Source organism: Pseudomonas sp. A-B-19 (assembly GCF_019947515.1).
Taxonomy (GTDB): domain Bacteria; phylum Pseudomonadota; class Gammaproteobacteria; order Pseudomonadales; family Pseudomonadaceae; genus Aquipseudomonas.
Genome location: NZ_JAGYGN010000021.1, coordinates 23,134 through 41,582, shown reverse-complemented (window position 1 = coordinate 41,582; position 18,449 = coordinate 23,134). Strand labels below are relative to the sequence as shown.

Here is an 18,449-nt window from a genome sequence, read left to right as displayed (position 1 = left end):
TGGCGTCACACCCCGTTTTCAGGTGCCTGACCTCGTCCTGGACGAGATCAGGCATCCATCACGATCTCAAAGGTCTCAGAACAGCTTCCGGCCTTTGTTCGCGGCGATACGCATGCGCAAGGCGTTGAGCTTGATGAAGCCCGCCGCATCCGCCTGGTTGTAGGCGCCGCCGTCTTCCTCGAAGGTCGCAATGTTGGCGTCGAACAGCGAGTCGTCAGACTTGCGGCCAGTGACGATCACATTGCCCTTGTACAGCTTCAGGCGCACAACGCCGTTCACGTTGACCTGGGACGCATCGATCATCTGTTGCAGCATCAGACGCTCAGGGCTCCACCAGTAGCCGGTGTAGATCAGGCTGGCGTACTTGGGCATCAGCTCGTCCTTGAGGTGAGCCACTTCGCGGTCCAGGGTGATCGACTCGATCGCACGGTGGGCACGCAGCATGATGGTGCCGCCAGGGGTTTCGTAACAGCCACGGGACTTCATGCCCACGTAACGGTTCTCGACGATGTCGAGACGGCCGATACCGTGCTCGCCACCGATACGGTTCAGGGTCGCCAGTACGGTGGCCGGAGTCATTTCGACGCCGTCCAGCGCGACGATGTCGCCGTTGCGGTAGGTCAGTTCCAGGTACTGCGGCTTGTCCGGAGCGTTTTCCGGGGAAACGGTCCAGCGCCACATGTCTTCTTCGTGCTCGGTCCAGGTGTCTTCCAGCACGCCGCCTTCATAGGAGATGTGCAGCAGGTTGGCATCCATGGAGTACGGGGATTTCTTCTTGCCGTGGCGTTCGATCGGGATCGCGTGCTTATCGGCGTAATCCATCAGTTTTTCACGGGACAGCAGATCCCATTCGCGCCAAGGGGCAATCACTTTCACACCAGGCTTCAAGGCATAGGCACCGAGTTCGAATCGAACCTGGTCGTTACCCTTGCCGGTGGCGCCATGGGAAATGGCGTCAGCGCCGGTTTCGTTGGCGATTTCGATCAGGCGCTTGGCGATCAGCGGACGAGCGATGGAAGTACCCAGCAGGTACTCGCCTTCGTAAACGGTATTGGCGCGGAACATCGGGAAAACGAAATCGCGCACGAACTCTTCGCGCAAGTCGTCGATGTAGATCTCTTTGACGCCCATGGCCTGAGCCTTGGCGCGTGCAGGTTCGACCTCTTCGCCCTGACCCAGGTCAGCGGTGAAGGTCACCACTTCACAGTTATAAGTATCCTGCAGCCACTTGAGGATCACCGAAGTGTCCAGGCCGCCGGAATACGCCAGAACGACCTTGTTTACGTCCGCCATGCCATCACTCCACGGGATTCTACGGAAAGCCGGGAAGTCTACCGCTCATGCAGAATAATTTACAGTGGCGCGACAGCTTATGACGACGAAGCGACAGATTATGTCGAGAGAGCGACGATGACCGAAAGGTCAGGAAGTGGCCGAAGTCGCCGCTTTCGTCGTCTGCGGGGCGACTTGTTCCACTGCTGCTCCACGCTCCAGGCGTACCGCTACCCGACGGTTCTTCGCGCGGTTGGCGTTACTGGTATTAGGCGCCAACGGATAACGTTCGCCATGGAAACGTACGGTGATTTGCGACTCCTGGATGCCGTTGGCCTTGAAGAACTCCATCACTGCCAGGGCTCGGCGCCGCGACAGGTCGCGGTTGGTCAGGCGGTTGCCGCTGTTGTCGGAGTGACCGTCGAGCTCGATGCGATTGACTGTCGGATCGGCCTTCATGTACTCCAGCATCACCTGCAGCCTGGCCTTCGCGGCGCTGTCGAGTTCGATTCCGCCGCCGGGGAAGCCGATGTCGGATTGCTTCACCTGCTCGAAGTTCTGCGGCAACAGTTTGGCCACGCAGATTTGATAATCGGCAAACGCCTTGGTGAACCGGACCGGCAGCAGGCGCACTTCCGACACTCGGCCATCCCCCGAAGAATGGCGAACCACCGGACTGCGACCGTCCATCAGTCCGCTGATCAGGCGCCCGGCCTGAGCCTGTGAACTGTTGAACAAGACGTTGCCGCTACCGATCCTTACCGTGCCCAGGTTGATGTCGTCACGCCCCGGTTGCCACGGTGCTGCAGCGGCCAGCAAGGTCGCCGAACCGCCGCCGATCATCGGGTTATAGGCTTTCAGACGAAACGTTGCCTGCTCACCGGCCTTGCGCACGAACTCGCCCGAACCGAAGTCGGCAACCGGCTGAGTCAGGCGGCATTCGAACTTGTCACCTTCGACCGTCCACTCAATGCTCTCCAGACGAGTCTGGAAAGTGAGCGCCATCGCGGGAAGGCTGGCAAACACACTGAGCAAGGCTAAATAACGCTGGCGCACGGGAGGCTCCACTGGCTTTTACAACAAAAAGACCGACACACGCATGTTCACGGCATACCTGTTGGATATCGGAAGCTTCCTGCAAAACTTGATAGCGAGTGCCTGCAAGAGTCTTTTCCGGTAGCATTCCCTTGAGTTTGACCCGCCTGGAATCCCCTCATGTCCGACCGCCTGACCCTGCTGCGTCCCGACGACTGGCACATTCATCTTCGCGATGGTGCCGTGTTGACCAATACCGTCGCGGATGTCGCGCGCACCTTTGGCCGCGCCATCATCATGCCCAACCTGGTTCCACCAGTGCGCAACGCGGCCGAAGCCGACGGCTATCGCCAGCGGATTCTCGCTGCCCGCCCGGCCGGCAGCCTGTTCGAGCCACTGATGGTCCTGTACCTGACCGACCGCACCCAGCCTGAAGAAATTCGCGAGGCCAAGGCCAGCGGATTCGTGCACGCCGCCAAGCTGTACCCGGCCGGCGCGACCACCAACTCGGACTCTGGCGTCACCAGCATCGACAAGATTTTCCCTGCACTCGAGGCCATGGCCGACGTCGGGATGCCGTTGTTGATCCACGGTGAAGTCACCCGGGGCGATGTCGACGTATTCGACCGCGAAAAAATCTTCATCGACGAGCACATGCGTCGTGTGGTCGAGCGTTTCCCGACCCTCAAAGTGGTCTTCGAACACATCACCACCGCGGACGCCGTGCAGTTCGTCAACTCGGCCTCGGCCAACGTGGGCGCGACCATCACCGCGCACCACCTGCTGTACAACCGCAACCACATGCTGGTGGGCGGGATTCGGCCGCACTTCTATTGCCTGCCGATCCTCAAGCGCAATACCCACCAGGAAGCCCTGCTCGACGCCGCCACCAGCGGCAGTGAGAAGTTCTTCCTCGGCACCGACTCGGCGCCCCACGCCCAGCACGCCAAAGAGGCGGCCTGCGGCTGCGCCGGTTGCTACACCGCCTATGCGGCCATCGAGATGTACGCCGAAGCCTTCGAACAGCGCAATGCGCTGGACAAGCTCGAGGCCTTCGCCAGCCTCTACGGCCCGCGGTTCTATGGTCTGCCGGCCAACACCGATCGCATCACCCTGGTCCGCGAAGAATGGACCGCCCCTACCAGCCTGCCATTTGGCGAGCTGACCGTTATCCCGCTGCGCGCCGGTGAAAAACTGCGCTGGCGCCTGCTGGAGGAACACGCGTGAGTGAAGCCCATTTCGACGACGAACTGGAAGGCAATGGCGGCGCAAGCGGCCCTCGTCATCCAATGGCAGCCAGGTTCCGTGGCTACCTGCCAGTTGTCGTCGACGTAGAAACCGGTGGCTTCAACTCGGCCACCGACGCCCTGCTGGAAATCGCCGCGACCACCATCGCCATGGATGAAAAGGGGTTTGTCTACCCGGATCACACCTACTTCTTCCGTGTCGAGCCGTTCGAAGGCGCGAACATCGAAGCGGCGGCCCTGGAGTTCACCGGGATCAAGCTCGATCACCCGCTACGCATGGCCGTGAGTGAAGAGACGGCCCTGAACGATATCTTCCGCGGCGTGCGCAAGGCCCTCAAGGCCAATGGTTGCAAACGGGCGATCCTGGTCGGGCATAACAGCAGCTTCGACCTGGGCTTCCTCAATGCAGCGGTTGCGCGTCTGGACATGAAGCGCAATCCGTTCCATCCGTTCTCCAGTTTCGATACCGCAACGCTCGCTGGCCTGGCCTACGGTCAGACCGTGCTGGCCAAGGCTTGCCAGGCAGCGGACATCGATTTCGATGGCCGCGAGGCTCACTCGGCCCGTTACGACACCGAGAAGACCGCTGAGCTGTTCTGCGGCATCGTCAATCGCTGGAAGCAAATGGGCGGTTGGGAAGATTTCGACGATTGATTGTTCCGGCGTTATCCCGCCCATAAAAAAACCGGCCTCGATGGGCCGGTTTTTTTGTACCTGCTTTTGTAGCTTGAGCGTGCGCCTTACAGAGCGGCAGCGTGCTCGGTCAGGTATGCCGCAACGCCTTCTGGCGAAGCGTTCATGCCTTTGTCGCCTTTTTTCCAGTTGGCAGGGCAGACTTCGCCGTGCTCTTCGTGGAATTGCAGAGCGTCGACCAGACGGATCAGCTCTTCCATGTTACGGCCCAGTGGCAGGTCGTTGATGATCTGCGAGCGGACAACACCTTTGTCGTCGATCAGGAACGCGCCACGAAATGCCACGCCGTCAGCGGACTGAACGTCGTAGGCCTTCATGATGTCCTGCTTGATGTCGGCAGCCATGGTGTAGCGAACCTGGCCGATACCGCCATTGTTCACTGGAGTGTTGCGCCATGCGTTGTGGGTGAAGTGCGAGTCGATCGACACAGCGATCACTTCAACGTTACGCGCCTTGAACTCGGACATGCGGTTGTCCAGAGCGATCAGCTCGGACGGGCAAACGAAAGTGAAGTCCAGTGGGTAGAAGAACACCAGGCCGTATTTGCCTTTGATCGCCGAAGACAGGGTGAAGCTGTCAACGATCTCGCCATTGCCGAGTACGGCCGGTACGGTGAAGTCAGGGGCTTGTTTGCCTACGAGTACGCTCATTGGATATCTCCTGGTGTAATAGCGTGAGAAACAGGGTTCGAATCAGCCTGCCACCCTGAGGCGACAGCCCTGTGACACGATCCCCGGTCGCAAAAGACCGTCCATCATACACCGCACGTTTGAGCTGGCTTAGCTGTATTTTCCCGGTACGATGAAATCCGCATCGGTTTTTATATCACCGGTTTACCAGGCAGACCGTTCGTCAGCCATCCCCACTCATGACGAAAAGTGCACTGAAACTACTTTGACAATCATTCTCGTTAACATTAAGATCCATCGCAATTGAGTCACAATCAGCGACGGTCTTTCCTTATGTATGTTTGCCTCTGCACTGGCGTCACCGACGGTCAAATCCGCGATGCGATCTATGAAGGATGCTGCAGCTACAAGGAAGTCCGAGTGGCCACCGGCGTTGCCAGTCAATGCGGCAAATGTGCCTGCCTCGCCAAGGAAGTGGTCCGCGAGACCCTGACCAAACTGCAAACGGCCCAGGCTGCTATTCCTTTTCCAGCAGAATTTACCGTGGCTTAAATATAGAATTTCAAAGAACCGGACATATGTCCGGTTTTTTTATGCCTGAAAATCAACTGGTTATGTTCTAGACGCGGAACACAAACATTCTTATTCCGATTAATTTTCATTTAAGTTTCAACAACTTAGGTTTGACACCCTTAAATACGCAGCTCAAACTCTGCCCTATTGACAGCTAATAAAGGGCAGGACCCCATCATGAAAGGCGACGTTACAGTCATCCAGCATCTCAACAAGATCCTCGCCAATGAGCTGGTCGCGATCAATCAATACTTCCTGCATGCGCGCATGTATGAAGATTGGGGCCTGAACAAGCTCGGCAAGCACGAGTACCACGAATCCATCGACGAGATGAAGCACGCCGACAAGCTGATCAAGCGGATCCTGTTCCTTGAAGGCCTGCCGAACGTCCAGGACCTGGGCAAGCTGCACATCGGCGAGCACACCAAGGAAATGCTGGAGTGCGACCTGCGTATCGAACGCACCGGTCACGCGGATCTCAAAGTGGCTATTGCCCATTGCGAAACAGTCGGCGACTTCGGTAGCCGCGAGCTGCTTGAAGATATCCTCGAGTCCGAAGAAGAACATATCGATTGGCTGGAAACCCAGTTGGGCCTGATCGATAAAATCGGACTCGAGAACTACCTGCAATCGCAGATGGGCGAAGAGTAGGAGCTGCCGCAGGCTGCGATCCTGGCGATTGCAGCGGCAACTTTGCAGTAACACCCAGACACAATGAAAAGCCCCGCACTCTGCAACAGAGGCGGGGCTTTTTAATGCCTCCTGTAGGAGCTGGCTTGCCAGCGAAGAACGATGACGCGGTTCAGCGATATACCGCGTCATCGTTCTTCGCGAGCAAGCTTGCTCCTACGGGGCCGAGTCAGGCTTCGGACTTGTTGGCAGCAGCGGCTTCAACAGCAGCCTTGATGGTGGCTTGCAGCGAACCGTCAGCAGCCATTTCAGTCATGATGTCGCTACCGCCGATCAACTCACCACCGACCCACAGCTGCGGGAAGGTTGGCCAGTTGGCGTATTTTGGCAGGTTGGCGCGGATTTCCGGGTTCTGCAGGATATCCACGTACGCAAACTTTTCGCCACACGCCATCACGGCCTGCGCGGCTTTCGCGGAGAAGCCGCACTGCGGGGCATTCGGCGAGCCTTTCATGTAAAGCAGAATGGTGTTGTTGGCAATCTGCTCTTTAATCGTTTCGATGATATCCATGGAGCACCTCGGCTGAACTTTCCGACTCATGGGTCGGCACGGTGGCGCATTGTAACGGAAAGCCGAGCACCCTGCTCGGTCTCTCCATCAGTCTGGTTCAAACCGCCGCTACTGTCACCGGCACACCATTGAGCACGGCGTTTCCCGACAGTTCGTCAAGCCGGCATTCGTCGGTCAGGTCGTTGGCGCTCGAACCCGGCTGACTGCTGGCAATCGACATTTGCACGCCCGGCCGCGCGTGACCCCAGCCGTGAGGGAGGCTGACCACGCCTTTCATCATGTCCAGACTGCCAAGCACTTCGACCTCAATTACCCCCACCCGCGAGCTGACCCGCACACGCTGTCCGTCGCTGAGACCGCGACCGGCCAGGTCGTGCGGATGCATCAGCAACTGATGACGCGGCTTGCCCTTCACCAACCGATGATAATTATGCATCCATGAGTTGTTGCTGCGCACATGCCGGCGGCCAATCATCAACAACTCGTCGGCGGCCGGTGCCTTCAAGGCTGCAAAGCGCGCCAGGTCAGCGAGAATCGCGGTCGGTGCGGCCTGAATGCGTTGATTGGCAGTCTTCAGGCGTGGTGCCAGGTTAGGCTTGAGCGCTCCCAGATCAACGCCATGGGGATGATCGAACAAGGTCGCCAGTGACAGCCTGTGCTCTGAAATGTCGCCGTACATCCCCGTTCGCAGGCCGTGATCGATCATTTGCGCCGGGGTGATGGTGGGCTTCAACTCTTTGCCGGTCCTGGCGGCAAATGCCTTGGCCAACCCGACGAAGATCTCCCAGTCGTGCAATGCACCTTCGGGCCTGGCGAGAATGGCGCGGTTGAAGCGGCTGACGTTGCGCACTGCAAACAGGTTGAACGTCGTGTCGTAATGATCGTTTTCCAGCGCCGATGTGGACGGCAGGATCAAGTCGGCGTAACGCGTGGTTTCATTGATGTACAGGTCGATACTGACCATGAATTCCAGCCCGCCCAGCGCCTGCTCGAGCTTTCGGCCATTGGGCGTGGACAGCACCGGATTGCCTGCCACCGTGATCAGCGCCCGGACTTGCCCTTCCCCCTCGGTGAGCATCTCTTCGGCCAGCGCCGACACCGGCAACTCTCCGGCATATTCCGGGCGCCCGGAAACCCGGCTCTGCCACAGATTGAAATGCCCGCCCGAGGTCGACGCCACCAGGTCCACCGCCGGCTCAGTGCACAAGGCACCACCGACGCGATCGAGATTGCCGGTGACCAGATTGATCAACTGCACCAGCCAGTGGCACAGCGTACCGAAGGCCTGGGTCGAGACGCCCATGCGGCCATAGCAGACCGCACTCGGTGCCGCAGCGAAGTCCCGCGCCAATTGGCGGATCTGTTCGGCTGGTACGGCGCACAACGGGCTCATGGCTTCGGCGGTGAACCGCGCGACGGCATCCCGCACGTCCTCCAGACCGTCTACCGGCAGATGGCTGTCGCGGGTCAGACCTTCAGCGAACAAGGTATTGAGCAGCCCGAACAACAGCGCGGCATCACCACCCGGGCGCACGAACAGATGCTGATCGGCAATCGCCGCCGTTTCACTGCGACGAGGGTCGACCACCACCACTTTGCCGCCCCTGGCCTGTATCGCCTTCAAGCGTTTTTCCACATCCGGCACGGTCATGATGCTGCCGTTCGAAGCCAGCGGGTTGCCGCCCAGAATCAGCATGAAATCGGTGTGATCGATGTCCGGGATCGGCAGCAGCAAACCGTGGCCGTACATCAAATGGCTGGTCAGGTGATGAGGCAATTGATCGACCGAGGTGGCGGAAAACCGGTTGCGGGTTTTCAGCAAGCCGAGGAAGTAGTTGCTGTGAGTCATCAGCCCGTAATTGTGCACGCTCGGGTTGCCCTGATAGACCGCCACTGCGTTTTGCCCGTGACGCTCCTGAATGGCGGCGAGGCGTTCGGCGACCAGCTTGAATGCCGCGTCCCACTCGATGGGCTGCCACTCATTGCCCACCCGTTGCATTGGCCGATGCAGGCGATCCGGATCGTTCTGGATGTCTTGCAGTGCCACGGCTTTGGGGCAGATGTGCCCACGGCTGAACGTATCCTGAGGGTCGCCCTTGATCGATGTGATCCGGACGTTACCGCCTTCGACCTCGGTGGTTTCGATGGTCAGGCCACAGATGGCTTCGCACAAATGGCACGCACGGTGATGGAGAGTCTTGGTCATGGCCAGTCTCTGTCTTGTTTTGGGCCGGCAACGATGGCCGCGGAAACAAAACTATGGCGCCAGACCCGCCGCCACGCCAGCGACGTGCGTCTTGTGAATCGGTGGATATCAGGCCAGCCGATGTCCACCGCAGTTCAGGTCGAAGGCAGCCTGGGCGGCGCCTGCAACTGGAGTTCCTGAAAGGTTTCAATCGGCCCGTGAGGGACATGCACGTCACCCACTTCGCCGGTCAGGCTCCCGTGTTCGTCGAGCCCGGTGCTGATCAATGACAAGTCAGAAACCGACTGTCAGCACACCGTTGCCACCCCGCCTGATTGCCAAGCCCCGAGAGGCCAGTGTACAAATGAGGCGCCGCTATCAGGAAACAGGCTTCAAAAGCGCTACCTCGGTAAACCCGTAGCACCTCTGAAACTCCCTAAAAACTGTAGCCCTATTGGTAAGACGCGACATTTAATTATAAGATCGCGCCTTCCCCTATTTCGTCGCCCCGTGCGGCTTACGCCGCAGGTCTCGCCCGTTGTTCCGTCAAACAAGGCTTTGAGCATCTGCGGTTTGTAGCAAAAAGGTAGTCAATGATGAGCGCAAGGCACTTTCTCTCCCTGATGGATTGCACGCCCGAAGAGCTGGTCAGCGTGATCCGTCGAGGCGTTGAGCTCAAGGACCTGCGTAACCGCGGCGTACTGTTCGAGCCTCTGAAAAACCGCGTCCTGGGGATGATTTTCGAGAAATCCTCGACCCGCACCCGGATCTCCTTCGAGGCTGGCATGATCCAGCTCGGCGGCCAGGCGATCTTTCTGTCGCCACGTGACACCCAGTTGGGTCGTGGCGAGCCGATCGGCGATTGCGCCATCGTCATGTCGAGCATGCTCGACGCAGTGATGATCCGTACCTTTGCCCACAGCAACCTGACCGAATTCGCCGCCAACTCCCGCGTGCCCGTGATCAATGGCCTGTCCGATGACCTGCATCCGTGCCAGTTGCTGGCGGACATGCAGACCTTCCTCGAACACCGCGGCTCCATCCAGGGCAAGACCGTGGCCTGGATCGGCGACGGCAACAACATGTGCAACAGTTATATAGAAGCGGCGATCCAGTTCGACTTCCAGTTACGCGTGGCCTGCCCGGAAGGCTACGAGCCCAATCCTGAATTCGTGGCCAAGGCCGGCGATCGGGTCACCATCGTTCGCGATCCGAAAGAAGCCGTGCGCGGTGCACACCTGGTGAGTACCGACGTCTGGACCTCCATGGGTCAGGAAGAAGAAACCGCCAAGCGTCTGCAGCTGTTCGCACCGTACCAGGTCAACCGCGCCCTGCTTGACCTGGCTGCTGAAGACGTACTGTTCATGCATTGCCTGCCGGCACACCGCGGCGAAGAAATCAGTGTCGACCTGCTCGACGACAAACGTTCGGTGGCCTGGGATCAAGCCGAAAACCGCCTGCACGCGCAAAAGGCCTTGCTCGAGTTTCTCGTCGAGCCGGCGTACCACCACGCATGAGCCAGCCTTTACTGCTTAACCTGCGCAACCTCGCCTGCGGCTATCAGGACCAACGCGTAGTACAGAACCTGAACCTGCATCTGAACGCTGGTGACATCGGTTGCCTGCTCGGCTCTTCGGGCTGCGGCAAGACCACCACACTACGGGCGATTGCCGGCTTTGAACCGGTACATGAAGGCGAAATCCAGCTGGCGGGCGAAACCATCTCCAGCGCCGGCTTCACCCTCGCGCCGGAGAAACGTCGCATTGGCATGGTGTTCCAGGACTACGCGCTGTTTCCGCATTTGAGTGTGGCCGACAACATCGCCTTCGGCATACGCAAGCATCCGCAAAAGGATCGCGTGACCGAAGAACTGCTGGAACTGGTCAACCTGAAGAACCTCGGCAAGCGCTTCCCCCACGAACTTTCAGGAGGCCAGCAGCAACGTGTCGCCCTGGCCCGCGCACTGGCGCCCGATCCGCAATTACTGTTGCTCGACGAGCCGTTCTCCAACCTCGATGGCGAATTGCGCCGCAAGCTCAGCCACGAAGTACGCGACATCCTCAAGGCTCGAGGCACCAGCGCGATTCTGGTGACTCATGACCAGGAAGAAGCCTTTGCAGTCAGTGACCACGTTGGCGTGTTCAAGGAAGGTCGCCTGGAACAATGGGATACGCCCTACAACCTGTATCACGAACCGCTGACCCCCTTCGTGGCGAGCTTCATCGGCCAGGGCTATTTCATTCGCGGTCAGTTGAGCAGCCCGGAATCGGTGCAAACCGAACTCGGCGAATTGCGTGGCAACCGGGCCTACACCTGGCCGGTAGGCGGTGCCGTGGACGTGTTGCTGCGCCCGGACGATATCGTCTACGCGCCGGACAGCGCACTGAAGGCGCGAATTGCCGGCAAGACGTTCCTGGGTGCATCGACCCTGTATCGCTTGCAGCTACCGACAGGCGCACAGCTGGAATCAATCTTCCCGAGCCATGTCGATCGCCAGGTTGGGGCGGATGTAGGTATTCGTGTCGCGGCTGAACACCTGGTGCTGTTCCAGGCGTCCGGCAGCACCGCGGCGCAGATTCCGGCTGTTGAATCAGGTGTCCGGCGCTACAGCGCCGCTAGCTAAACAACACAATCCCTGTGGAAGCGAGCTCGCTCGCGATGACGGTTTCAAATTCAACAGAGATGCTGACTGATCCACCGCTATCGCGAGCAAGCTCGCTCCCACATTGGACTGGCATTAGCTCAACATCAGCGTGCCACTGGCAACCAGGGTCGCATTTCCACCGATCTTCACGCGATCGCCTTCCAGTCGACAGAACAATTCCCCACCCCGCGCCGAACACTGAAAAGCCGTCAGGCTCGACTTGCCCAATCGCCTTGACCAGTACGGAATCAGAAGGCAATGGGTCGATCCGGTCACCGGGTCTTCATTGATGCCGATTGCCGGGGCGAAGTAGCGAGAAACGAAATCGTGCTGGCTGCCCCGCGCCGTCACGATGGCGCCCAACCATGGCAGCTTTGCCAGGGCCACCATGTCCGGCTTGCAGTCGAGCACGGCTTGCTCGGACTCCAGCACCACGAACAGTTCATTCGAACCCAGCACCTCAACAGCCTCCACGCCCAGTGCACGCTCGATTTCCGGGATCATGTTCACCGGCGACGCAGCGATCGCAGGGAAGTCCAGCCACAGGCCTGCGCCCTCCCGCGTCACGCTCAACGGGCCGGACTTACAGGTGAAGTCCAGTCGCTCGACGGGCTCCTTATAGATCTCAAACAGCACATAGGCGCTAGCCAGCGTCGCGTGACCGCACAATGGCACCTCGGTGGTCGGCGTAAACCAGCGGATGTGCCAGCCCTGCCCTTCGCGCACGACAAACGCCGTTTCGGCGAGGTTGTGCTCAGCGGCAATCTTTTGCATCAGTTCATCGGCGAGCCAGGTATCGAGCCGATAGACCATCGCCGGGTTACCACTGAACGGCTGATTGCTGAACGCGTCGACCTGATGAAACTCAAGCTGCATAACCTTCTCCCTTGGTTTGTCCGCTGAGCATGCGGCGCAGGCCGAACGAGCGCCAGTGACAGAGCGGGCAGATTTTCACCATACAGCGCTGCACTTGCTTCAATGCTCACGCCCGACCGATATCGGCAAACTTCGCCTGGGTGTGCTCGGCCAGCACGGCCGGTGCCAGTTCGACTTCCAGTCCACGTCGACCCGCACTGACAAAAATACTGGCGAAGGGCTGGGCTGAATTATCAATGAATGTACGCAAACGCTTTTTCTGCCCCAACGGACTGATCCCGCCCAACAGATAACCCGTAGACCGTTGCGCTGCCGCCGGATCGGCCATTTCGACCTTTTTCACACCAGCGGCGTGGGCCAATCCTTTCAAGTCCAGGCTGCCGACAACCGGCACCACGGCCACCAGCAACTCTCCTTTTTCGCTGGCCGCCAGCAGGGTCTTGAACACCTGCGCCGGATCGAGCCCGAGTTTTTCCGCCGCTTCCAGGCCGTAGGAGGCAGCCTTCGGGTCATGTTCGTAGCTGTGTACGCGATGTTCGGCCCGAACCTTTTTCAACAAATCCAATGCGGGGGTCATGACAGCTCCAGACTGGGCGGCAGAAGAAAAATACTGCGCCCGATTCTAGGACATTGATCGTTAAAAGGCTCTACGGCGGAGCATCCATAACGTCATTGCCTGGCCATCCCATTGCGCAATGACTCATTCATTCATGCAACGAATAGTTTTTTTGTGACCGATGGTTCACTTTCGACCTTTGACATCAGCGTTTCTTGTCTATATTTTTTCGTTTCTGAAACTGCAAGAAACGTTCTACCGCTGCACCCCGCACCAGACCGAGACCAGGATGGGGATCCTGCCTCGGCGAAAAGCGCGCTCCGACCATGATGGAAAAAAGCGCCAGACAACAAAAAAAAGAGGTTTCAATGACAATCGCTTTACAACAACCGCCGCTCTCGAGCCAATGCATGGCCGAGTTTCTGGGTACGGCGCTGCTGATATTTTTTGGTACAGGCTGTGTTGCCGCGCTCAAGGTCGCGGGTGCCAGTTTTGGCTTGTGGGAAATCAGCATTATCTGGGGCGTCGGTGTCAGCATGGCGATCTATCTCACCGCCGGAGTTTCCGGGGCTCATCTGAACCCTGCCGTCAGCATTGCCCTGAGCATTTTCGCGGACTTCGAAAAACGTAAATTGCCTTTCTACGTACTCGCCCAAGTGGCGGGTGCCTTCTGTGGAGCGTTGTTGGTCTACACCCTCTACAGCAATCTGTTTTTCGAATTCGAACAAACGCACCACATGGTTCGCGGCACTCAAGCCAGCCTCGAATTGGCCTCTGTGTTCTCCACCTTCGCGAATCCTGTGCTGACCACCGCCCAGGCATTTCTGGTCGAGGTGATCATTACGGCCATCCTGATGGGCGTGATCATGTCCCTGACCGATGACAACAACGGCCTGCCAAAAGGCCCGCTGGCACCACTGCTGATCGGCCTGCTGATTGCGGTGATCGGCAGCTCGATGGGACCGCTGACCGGTTTTGCCATGAACCCTGCGCGGGACTTCGGCCCTAAACTGATGACTTTCTTCGCTGGCTGGGGTGAAATTTCCTTCACCGGCGGACGCGATATTCCGTATTTCCTGATTCCTGTTTTCGCACCGATTGTCGGTGCCTGCCTCGGCGCCGCCGCCTATCGCGGGCTGATTGCCCGCCATCTGCACAGCGCGGTAACTGCTACACAGAATGCAACAGCTGCCATTGACGGCAAACCCAGGACTTCTTGATACCGTTGGCGCGTGCCCCCTGCCCTTTGATCACGCGCCAGACCTCACTCCCTTATTTCGACCAAGGCAATCGACATGACCGACACACAGAATAAGAACTACATCATTGCCCTCGATCAGGGTACGACCAGCTCCCGCGCGATCATTTTCGACCGTGACGCGAACGTGGTGTGCACCGCCCAACGGGAGTTCGCACAGCACTACCCGCAAGCCGGTTGGGTCGAGCATGACCCGATGGAGATCTTCGCCACCCAAAGCGCCGTGATGGTCGAGGCCCTGGCACAAGCCGGCCTGCACCACGATCAGGTAGCAGCCATCGGCATCACCAACCAGCGCGAAACCACCGTGGTCTGGGACAAGAACACCGGCCGTCCGATCTACAACGCAATCGTCTGGCAGTGCCGACGCAGCACCGAGATCTGCCAGCAACTCAAGCGCGATGGCCACGAGCAATACATCAGCGAAACCACTGGCCTGGTCACCGACCCGTACTTCTCCGGCACCAAGCTCAAGTGGATCCTCGATAACGTCGAAGGCAGCCGCGAGCGCGCGCGCAACGGTGAACTGCTGTTCGGCACCGTCGACAGTTGGCTGATCTGGAAATTTACCGGCGGCAAGGTGCATGTCACCGACTACACCAACGCTTCGCGCACCATGCTCTTCAACATCCACACCCTGGAGTGGGACGCGAAGATGCTGGAAGTCCTCGACATCCCGCGCCAGATGCTCCCGCAAGTCAAATCGTCGTCCGAGATCTACGGCCACACCAAAAGCGGCATCGCCATCGGTGGCATTGCCGGTGACCAGCAAGCCGCTCTGTTCGGCCAGATGTGTGTCGAGCCAGGCCAGGCGAAAAACACCTACGGCACTGGCTGCTTCCTGTTGATGAACACCGGCGACAAAGCCGTGAAATCCCGACATGGCATGCTGACCACCATCGCTTGCGGCCCGCGTGGCGAAGTCGCTTACGCGCTGGAAGGCGCGGTGTTCAACGGCGGCTCTACCGTGCAGTGGCTGCGTGACGAACTGAAGATCATCAACGACGCCCACGACACCGAATACTTCGCCAACAAGGTCAAGGACAGCAACGGTGTGTACCTGGTGCCGGCCTTCACCGGCCTTGGCGCCCCGTACTGGGACCCGTACGCCCGTGGTGCATTGTTCGGACTGACCCGCGGCGTACGCGTGGATCACATCATTCGCGCCGCGCTGGAATCGATTGCCTACCAGACCCGCGACGTGCTGGACGCCATGCAGCAAGACTCCGGGGAGCGCCTGAAAGCTCTGCGTGTGGACGGCGGTGCAGTGGCCAACAATTTCCTCATGCAGTTCCAGGCCGACATCCTCGGCACCCAGGTCGAGCGTCCGCAAATGCGCGAAACCACGGCACTGGGTGCGGCTTACCTGGCCGGTCTGGCGTGTGGCTTCTGGGGCAGCCTGGAAGAGTTGCGTGGCAAGGCCGTGATCGAACGCCAGTTCGAACCGACGCTGGACGAAGCCGCGAAGGAAAAACTCTACGCAGGGTGGAAAAAAGCGGTCAGCCGCACCCGTGATTGGGCAGCTGAAGACGAGGCTGAATGAGCTAACCCCAGTCCCCATATCTGTATGTAACTGGTAGGGAGCGGATTCCTGCGTCATCATGGGCAAATTTTGCACGGCAGCCCAAAGGACGCCCCATGAATCTGCCTCCCCGTCAGCAGCAAATCCTCGAACTGGTCCGCGAACGCGGTTATGTCAGCATCGAGGAAATGGCCACGTTGTTCGTCGTTACCCCGCAGACCATCCGCCGCGACATCAATCAGCTTGCGGAAGCCAACTTGTTGCGTCGCTACCACGGTGGCGCCGCTTATGATTCCAGTGTCGAAAACACCGCCTACGCCATGCGCGCCGATCAGATGCGCGATGAAAAACAGCGTATCGGCGAAGCCATTGCCGCACAGATTCCCGACCATGCCTCGTTATTCATCAACATTGGCACGACCACCGAGTCCATTGCCCGGGCACTGCTCAACCACAGTCACCTGAAAATCATCACCAACAACCTGCATGTGGCTTCGATGCTCAGCGCCAAGGACGACTTCGACGTACTGCTGACCGGTGGCAATGTACGACGTGACGGCGGTGTGGTCGGTCAGGCCAGTGTCGACTTCATCAACCAGTTCAAGGTCGATTTCGCCTTGGTCGGCATCAGCGGTATCGATGAGGACGGCAGCCTGCTGGACTTCGATTATCAGGAAGTGCGGGTATCCCAGGCGATCATCGCCAATGCCCGGCAAGTGATCCTCGCGGCCGACTCCAGCAAATTCGGACGCAACGCCATGATTCGCCTGGGGCCGATCAGCCTCGTCGATTGCCTGGTCACCGATCAGCAGCCTTCCCCGGCGCTGGTGCAACTGCTGAATCAACACAAGGTTCGGCTGGAGGTCGTTTAAGCACACCGCTCCCCTGTGGCGAGGGAGCTTGCTCCCGCCGGGCTGCGAAGCGGCCCCCAAACCATTCAACCGAGATCGTTCAGATTCACTCGGTCAGCTGCAATTGCGACGGCTTCGCCGCCGAGCGGGACGGTGCGGCGATCCGACAAGCTCCCTCGCCACAAAAGCATTTAACTTGCGCATTCAATGTTCGTAAATTTTCCTTTAACGGCCCTTCGATGAGTATTTTCAATCGAAGCTGACTGGCTGCGGGCGTCTTTATGAGCTAGTATTTTCGAAAATGAACATTAATGTTCGAATTCAAATACAGAACATCAAAGAATTCCGAGGCTGAGCCGATGCCCAATTCCACCTTGCCTACGCCCCCTCTTGCCGAGGTTTACGATATCGCCGTCATCGGTGGCGGGATCAATGGCGTGGGAATTGCCGCGGATGCCGCCGGTCGCGGTCTTTCGGTGTTCCTTTGCGAAAAGGATGATCTGGCCAGCCATACCTCGTCGGCCAGCAGCAAGCTGATTCACGGTGGCCTGCGTTACCTCGAACATTACGAGTTCCGCCTGGTGCGTGAAGCCCTGGCCGAACGCGAAGTACTGCTGGCCAAGGCTCCGCACATCGTCAAGCAAATGCGCTTCGTATTGCCGCACCGCCCGCACCTGCGCCCGGCGTGGATGATTCGCGCCGGTCTGTTCCTCTATGACAACCTGGGCAAGCGCGAGCAATTGCAAGGTTCGAAAAGCCTGAAGTTCGGCCCCGACAGCGCGCTCAAAAGCGAGATCACCAAAGGCTTCGAATACTCCGATTGCTGGGTCGACGACGCGCGCCTGGTGGTGTTGAACGCCATGGCCGCCCGGGAAAAAGGCGCCCACATTCACACCCAGACCCGTTGCGTCAGTGCTCGCCGCACCAAGGGCCTGTGGCACCTGCATCTGGAGCGCGCCGATGGCAGCCTGTTTTCGATCCGCGCCAAAGCCTTGGTGAACGCGGCCGGGCCATGGGTCGCCAGGTTCATTCGCGATGACCTGAAGATGGAATCGCCATACGGCATCCGCCTGATCCAGGGCAGCCACCTGATCGTGCCGAAACTGTACGAAGGCGAACACGCGCACATCCTGCAAAACGAAGATCAGCGTATCGTGTTCACCATTCCGTACCTCAATCACTTCACCCTGATCGGTACCACCGACCGCGAGTACACCGGCGATCCGGCGAAAGTGGCAATTACCGATGGCGAAACCGATTACCTGCTGAACGTGGTCAATGCCCATTTCAAAAAGCAGATCAGCCGCGACGACATCCTGCACAGCTATTCCGGCGTGCGCCCACTGTGCAACGACGAATCCGACAACCCGTCGGCCGTGACCCGCGACTACACCCTGGCGTTGTCTGGCACTGGCGAAGAGGCTCCGTTGCTGTCGGTGTTCGGCGGCAAGCTCACCACCTATCGCAAACTGGCCGAGTCGGCGCTGGCGCAACTGGCACCCTACTTCAAGCACATCCAGCCAAGCTGGACCGCCAGCGCCACGCTGCCGGGCGGTGAGGACATGACCACCCCGCAAGCCTTGAGCTCACGTATCCGCGACCAATTCGACTGGGTGCCGAGCGAGATCGCTCGCCGCTGGGCTACCGCCTACGGCAGCCGCACCTGGCGCATGCTCGAAGGCGTACAGGACCTCAGCGATATGGGCGAGCACATCGGCGGCGGTCTCTACACCCGTGAAGTCGACTATCTGTGCAGCGAAGAATGGGCCACCAGCGCCCACGACATCCTCTGGCGTCGCAGCAAGCTCGGCTTGTTCACGACGGCGGCCGAACAGGAAAAACTCAAGGACTACCTGAACAAGGTCGAACAGAACCGCAGCAAGATCGAAGCGGCCTGATCGGTCACC

The 18,449-nt window shown here is 59.1% G+C and carries 18 protein-coding genes; 10 read left to right on the top strand and 8 right to left on the bottom strand.

Annotated elements, in window-relative coordinates:
- Positions 1 to 75: 75 nt before the first annotated feature.
- Both KGA81_RS21380 and KGA81_RS21375 read right to left on the bottom strand, forming a co-directional pair.
- Positions 76 to 1,293 carry an argininosuccinate synthase gene (locus KGA81_RS21380; RefSeq protein ID WP_007985864.1) on the bottom strand — a complete coding sequence of 406 codons (1,218 nt, stop codon included), beginning with the start codon at positions 1,291 to 1,293 and terminating at the stop codon, positions 76 to 78.
- 129 nt (positions 1,294 to 1,422) lie between these two features.
- Positions 1,423 to 2,328, bottom strand: a complete 906-nt coding sequence (locus KGA81_RS21375) for a flagellar protein MotY (RefSeq protein WP_223548165.1) — start codon at positions 2,326 to 2,328, stop codon at positions 1,423 to 1,425.
- A 159-nt stretch (positions 2,329 to 2,487) separates the two neighbouring features.
- Here KGA81_RS21375 and pyrC point away from each other — a divergent pair, with 159 nt between their 5' ends.
- Both pyrC and rnt read left to right on the top strand, forming a co-directional pair.
- Positions 2,488 to 3,534, top strand: coding sequence for a dihydroorotase (gene pyrC / locus KGA81_RS21370; RefSeq protein WP_223548163.1), 1,047 nt, complete (start codon positions 2,488 to 2,490; stop codon positions 3,532 to 3,534).
- Positions 3,531 to 4,208, top strand: a complete 678-nt coding sequence (gene rnt / locus KGA81_RS21365; protein WP_223548161.1) for a ribonuclease T — start codon at positions 3,531 to 3,533, stop codon at positions 4,206 to 4,208. The genes pyrC and rnt overlap by 4 nt, the downstream gene beginning before the upstream one ends.
- Before the next feature lie 86 nt (positions 4,209 to 4,294).
- Here rnt and KGA81_RS21360 read toward each other — a convergent pair whose 3' ends face one another.
- Positions 4,295 to 4,897: a peroxiredoxin gene (locus KGA81_RS21360; protein WP_223548159.1), complete on the bottom strand. Its 603-nt coding sequence runs from the start codon at positions 4,895 to 4,897 to the stop codon at positions 4,295 to 4,297.
- Positions 4,898 to 5,209: 312 nt separating this feature from the next.
- On the opposite strand from KGA81_RS21360, the gene KGA81_RS21355 reads away from it, so the two are divergent.
- Positions 5,210 to 5,428 carry a bacterioferritin-associated ferredoxin gene (locus KGA81_RS21355; protein WP_116262067.1) on the top strand — a complete coding sequence of 73 codons (219 nt, stop codon included), beginning with the start codon at positions 5,210 to 5,212 and terminating at the stop codon, positions 5,426 to 5,428.
- Positions 5,429 to 5,626: 198 nt separating this feature from the next.
- Entirely contained in the window at positions 5,627 to 6,100 is a 474-nt protein-coding gene (bfr, locus tag KGA81_RS21350) for a bacterioferritin (protein ID WP_223548157.1), read from the top strand.
- A 208-nt stretch (positions 6,101 to 6,308) separates the two neighbouring features.
- Here the strand turns inward: bfr and grxD are convergent, their stop codons facing one another.
- The 3 genes from grxD to KGA81_RS21335 form a co-directional block, all read right to left on the bottom strand.
- Entirely contained in the window at positions 6,309 to 6,650 is a 342-nt protein-coding gene (gene grxD, locus KGA81_RS21345; RefSeq protein WP_223548155.1) for a Grx4 family monothiol glutaredoxin, read from the bottom strand.
- Between the two features lie 97 nt (positions 6,651 to 6,747).
- Complete coding sequence (locus tag KGA81_RS21340; RefSeq protein WP_223548153.1) at positions 6,748 to 8,856, bottom strand: molybdopterin oxidoreductase family protein; 2,109 nt, start codon at positions 8,854 to 8,856, stop codon at positions 6,748 to 6,750.
- A gap of 134 nt (positions 8,857 to 8,990) precedes the next feature.
- The gene (locus KGA81_RS21335) at positions 8,991 to 9,128 is read right to left on the bottom strand and encodes a hypothetical protein (RefSeq protein WP_411736569.1); all 138 of its coding nucleotides are present in this window, start codon (positions 9,126 to 9,128) and stop codon (positions 8,991 to 8,993) included.
- 303 nt (positions 9,129 to 9,431) lie between these two features.
- On the opposite strand from KGA81_RS21335, the gene argF reads away from it, so the two are divergent.
- Together argF and KGA81_RS21325 are read left to right on the top strand one after the other, a co-directional pair.
- The gene (argF, locus tag KGA81_RS21330; RefSeq protein WP_223548151.1) at positions 9,432 to 10,352 is read left to right on the top strand and encodes an ornithine carbamoyltransferase; all 921 of its coding nucleotides are present in this window, start codon (positions 9,432 to 9,434) and stop codon (positions 10,350 to 10,352) included.
- Complete coding sequence (locus KGA81_RS21325) at positions 10,349 to 11,458, top strand: ABC transporter ATP-binding protein (RefSeq protein WP_223548149.1); 1,110 nt, start codon at positions 10,349 to 10,351, stop codon at positions 11,456 to 11,458. Before argF ends, KGA81_RS21325 begins: the two co-directional genes overlap by 4 nt.
- A gap of 114 nt (positions 11,459 to 11,572) precedes the next feature.
- Here KGA81_RS21325 and KGA81_RS21320 read toward each other — a convergent pair whose 3' ends face one another.
- On the bottom strand, positions 11,573 to 12,355 hold the full coding sequence (locus tag KGA81_RS21320) for a PhzF family phenazine biosynthesis protein (RefSeq protein WP_223548132.1): 783 nt from the start codon (positions 12,353 to 12,355) through the stop codon (positions 11,573 to 11,575).
- 106 nt (positions 12,356 to 12,461) lie between these two features.
- Entirely contained in the window at positions 12,462 to 12,932 is a 471-nt protein-coding gene (ybaK, locus tag KGA81_RS21315; protein WP_007971306.1) for a Cys-tRNA(Pro) deacylase, read from the bottom strand.
- A gap of 347 nt (positions 12,933 to 13,279) precedes the next feature.
- Here ybaK and KGA81_RS21310 point away from each other — a divergent pair, with 347 nt between their 5' ends.
- The 4 genes from KGA81_RS21310 (at position 13,280) to glpD (ending at position 18,440) form a co-directional block, all read left to right on the top strand.
- A complete protein-coding gene (locus KGA81_RS21310) occupies positions 13,280 to 14,131 on the top strand; it encodes an MIP/aquaporin family protein (protein WP_223548130.1) in 852 nt (283 codons plus the stop codon).
- A 75-nt stretch (positions 14,132 to 14,206) separates the two neighbouring features.
- On the top strand, positions 14,207 to 15,712 hold the full coding sequence (gene glpK / locus KGA81_RS21305; protein WP_223548128.1) for a glycerol kinase GlpK: 1,506 nt from the start codon (positions 14,207 to 14,209) through the stop codon (positions 15,710 to 15,712).
- Between the two features lie 95 nt (positions 15,713 to 15,807).
- Complete coding sequence (locus KGA81_RS21300; protein ID WP_085715846.1) at positions 15,808 to 16,563, top strand: DeoR/GlpR family transcriptional regulator; 756 nt, start codon at positions 15,808 to 15,810, stop codon at positions 16,561 to 16,563.
- A gap of 338 nt (positions 16,564 to 16,901) precedes the next feature.
- Positions 16,902 to 18,440: a glycerol-3-phosphate dehydrogenase gene (gene glpD, locus KGA81_RS21295; RefSeq protein ID WP_223548125.1), complete on the top strand. Its 1,539-nt coding sequence runs from the start codon at positions 16,902 to 16,904 to the stop codon at positions 18,438 to 18,440.
- Positions 18,441 to 18,449: the final 9 nt, after the last annotated feature.

Bases quoted from the DNA above. Each gene is read 5' to 3' on its own strand.
- argF (WP_223548151.1), top strand. From the start codon at position 9,432: ATGAGCGCAAGGCACTTTCTCTCCCTGATGGATTGCACGCCCGAAGAG.
- KGA81_RS21300 (WP_085715846.1), top strand. From the start codon at position 15,808: ATGAATCTGCCTCCCCGTCAGCAGCAAATCCTCGAACTGGTCCGCGAA.
- KGA81_RS21320 (WP_223548132.1), bottom strand. From the start codon at position 12,355: ATGCAGCTTGAGTTTCATCAGGTCGACGCGTTCAGCAATCAGCCGTTC.
- pyrC (WP_223548163.1), top strand. From the start codon at position 2,488: ATGTCCGACCGCCTGACCCTGCTGCGTCCCGACGACTGGCACATTCAT.
- KGA81_RS21310 (WP_223548130.1), top strand. From the start codon at position 13,280: ATGACAATCGCTTTACAACAACCGCCGCTCTCGAGCCAATGCATGGCC.
- KGA81_RS21360 (WP_223548159.1), bottom strand. From the start codon at position 4,897: ATGAGCGTACTCGTAGGCAAACAAGCCCCTGACTTCACCGTACCGGCC.
- KGA81_RS21340 (WP_223548153.1), bottom strand. From the start codon at position 8,856: ATGACCAAGACTCTCCATCACCGTGCGTGCCATTTGTGCGAAGCCATC.
- glpK (WP_223548128.1), top strand. From the start codon at position 14,207: ATGACCGACACACAGAATAAGAACTACATCATTGCCCTCGATCAGGGT.
- glpD (WP_223548125.1), top strand. From the start codon at position 16,902: ATGCCCAATTCCACCTTGCCTACGCCCCCTCTTGCCGAGGTTTACGAT.
- KGA81_RS21380 (WP_007985864.1), bottom strand. From the start codon at position 1,293: ATGGCGGACGTAAACAAGGTCGTTCTGGCGTATTCCGGCGGCCTGGAC.
- ybaK (WP_007971306.1), bottom strand. From the start codon at position 12,932: ATGACCCCCGCATTGGATTTGTTGAAAAAGGTTCGGGCCGAACATCGC.
- KGA81_RS21355 (WP_116262067.1), top strand. From the start codon at position 5,210: ATGTATGTTTGCCTCTGCACTGGCGTCACCGACGGTCAAATCCGCGAT.
- grxD (WP_223548155.1), bottom strand. From the start codon at position 6,650: ATGGATATCATCGAAACGATTAAAGAGCAGATTGCCAACAACACCATT.
- KGA81_RS21325 (WP_223548149.1), top strand. From the start codon at position 10,349: ATGAGCCAGCCTTTACTGCTTAACCTGCGCAACCTCGCCTGCGGCTAT.
- bfr (WP_223548157.1), top strand. From the start codon at position 5,627: ATGAAAGGCGACGTTACAGTCATCCAGCATCTCAACAAGATCCTCGCC.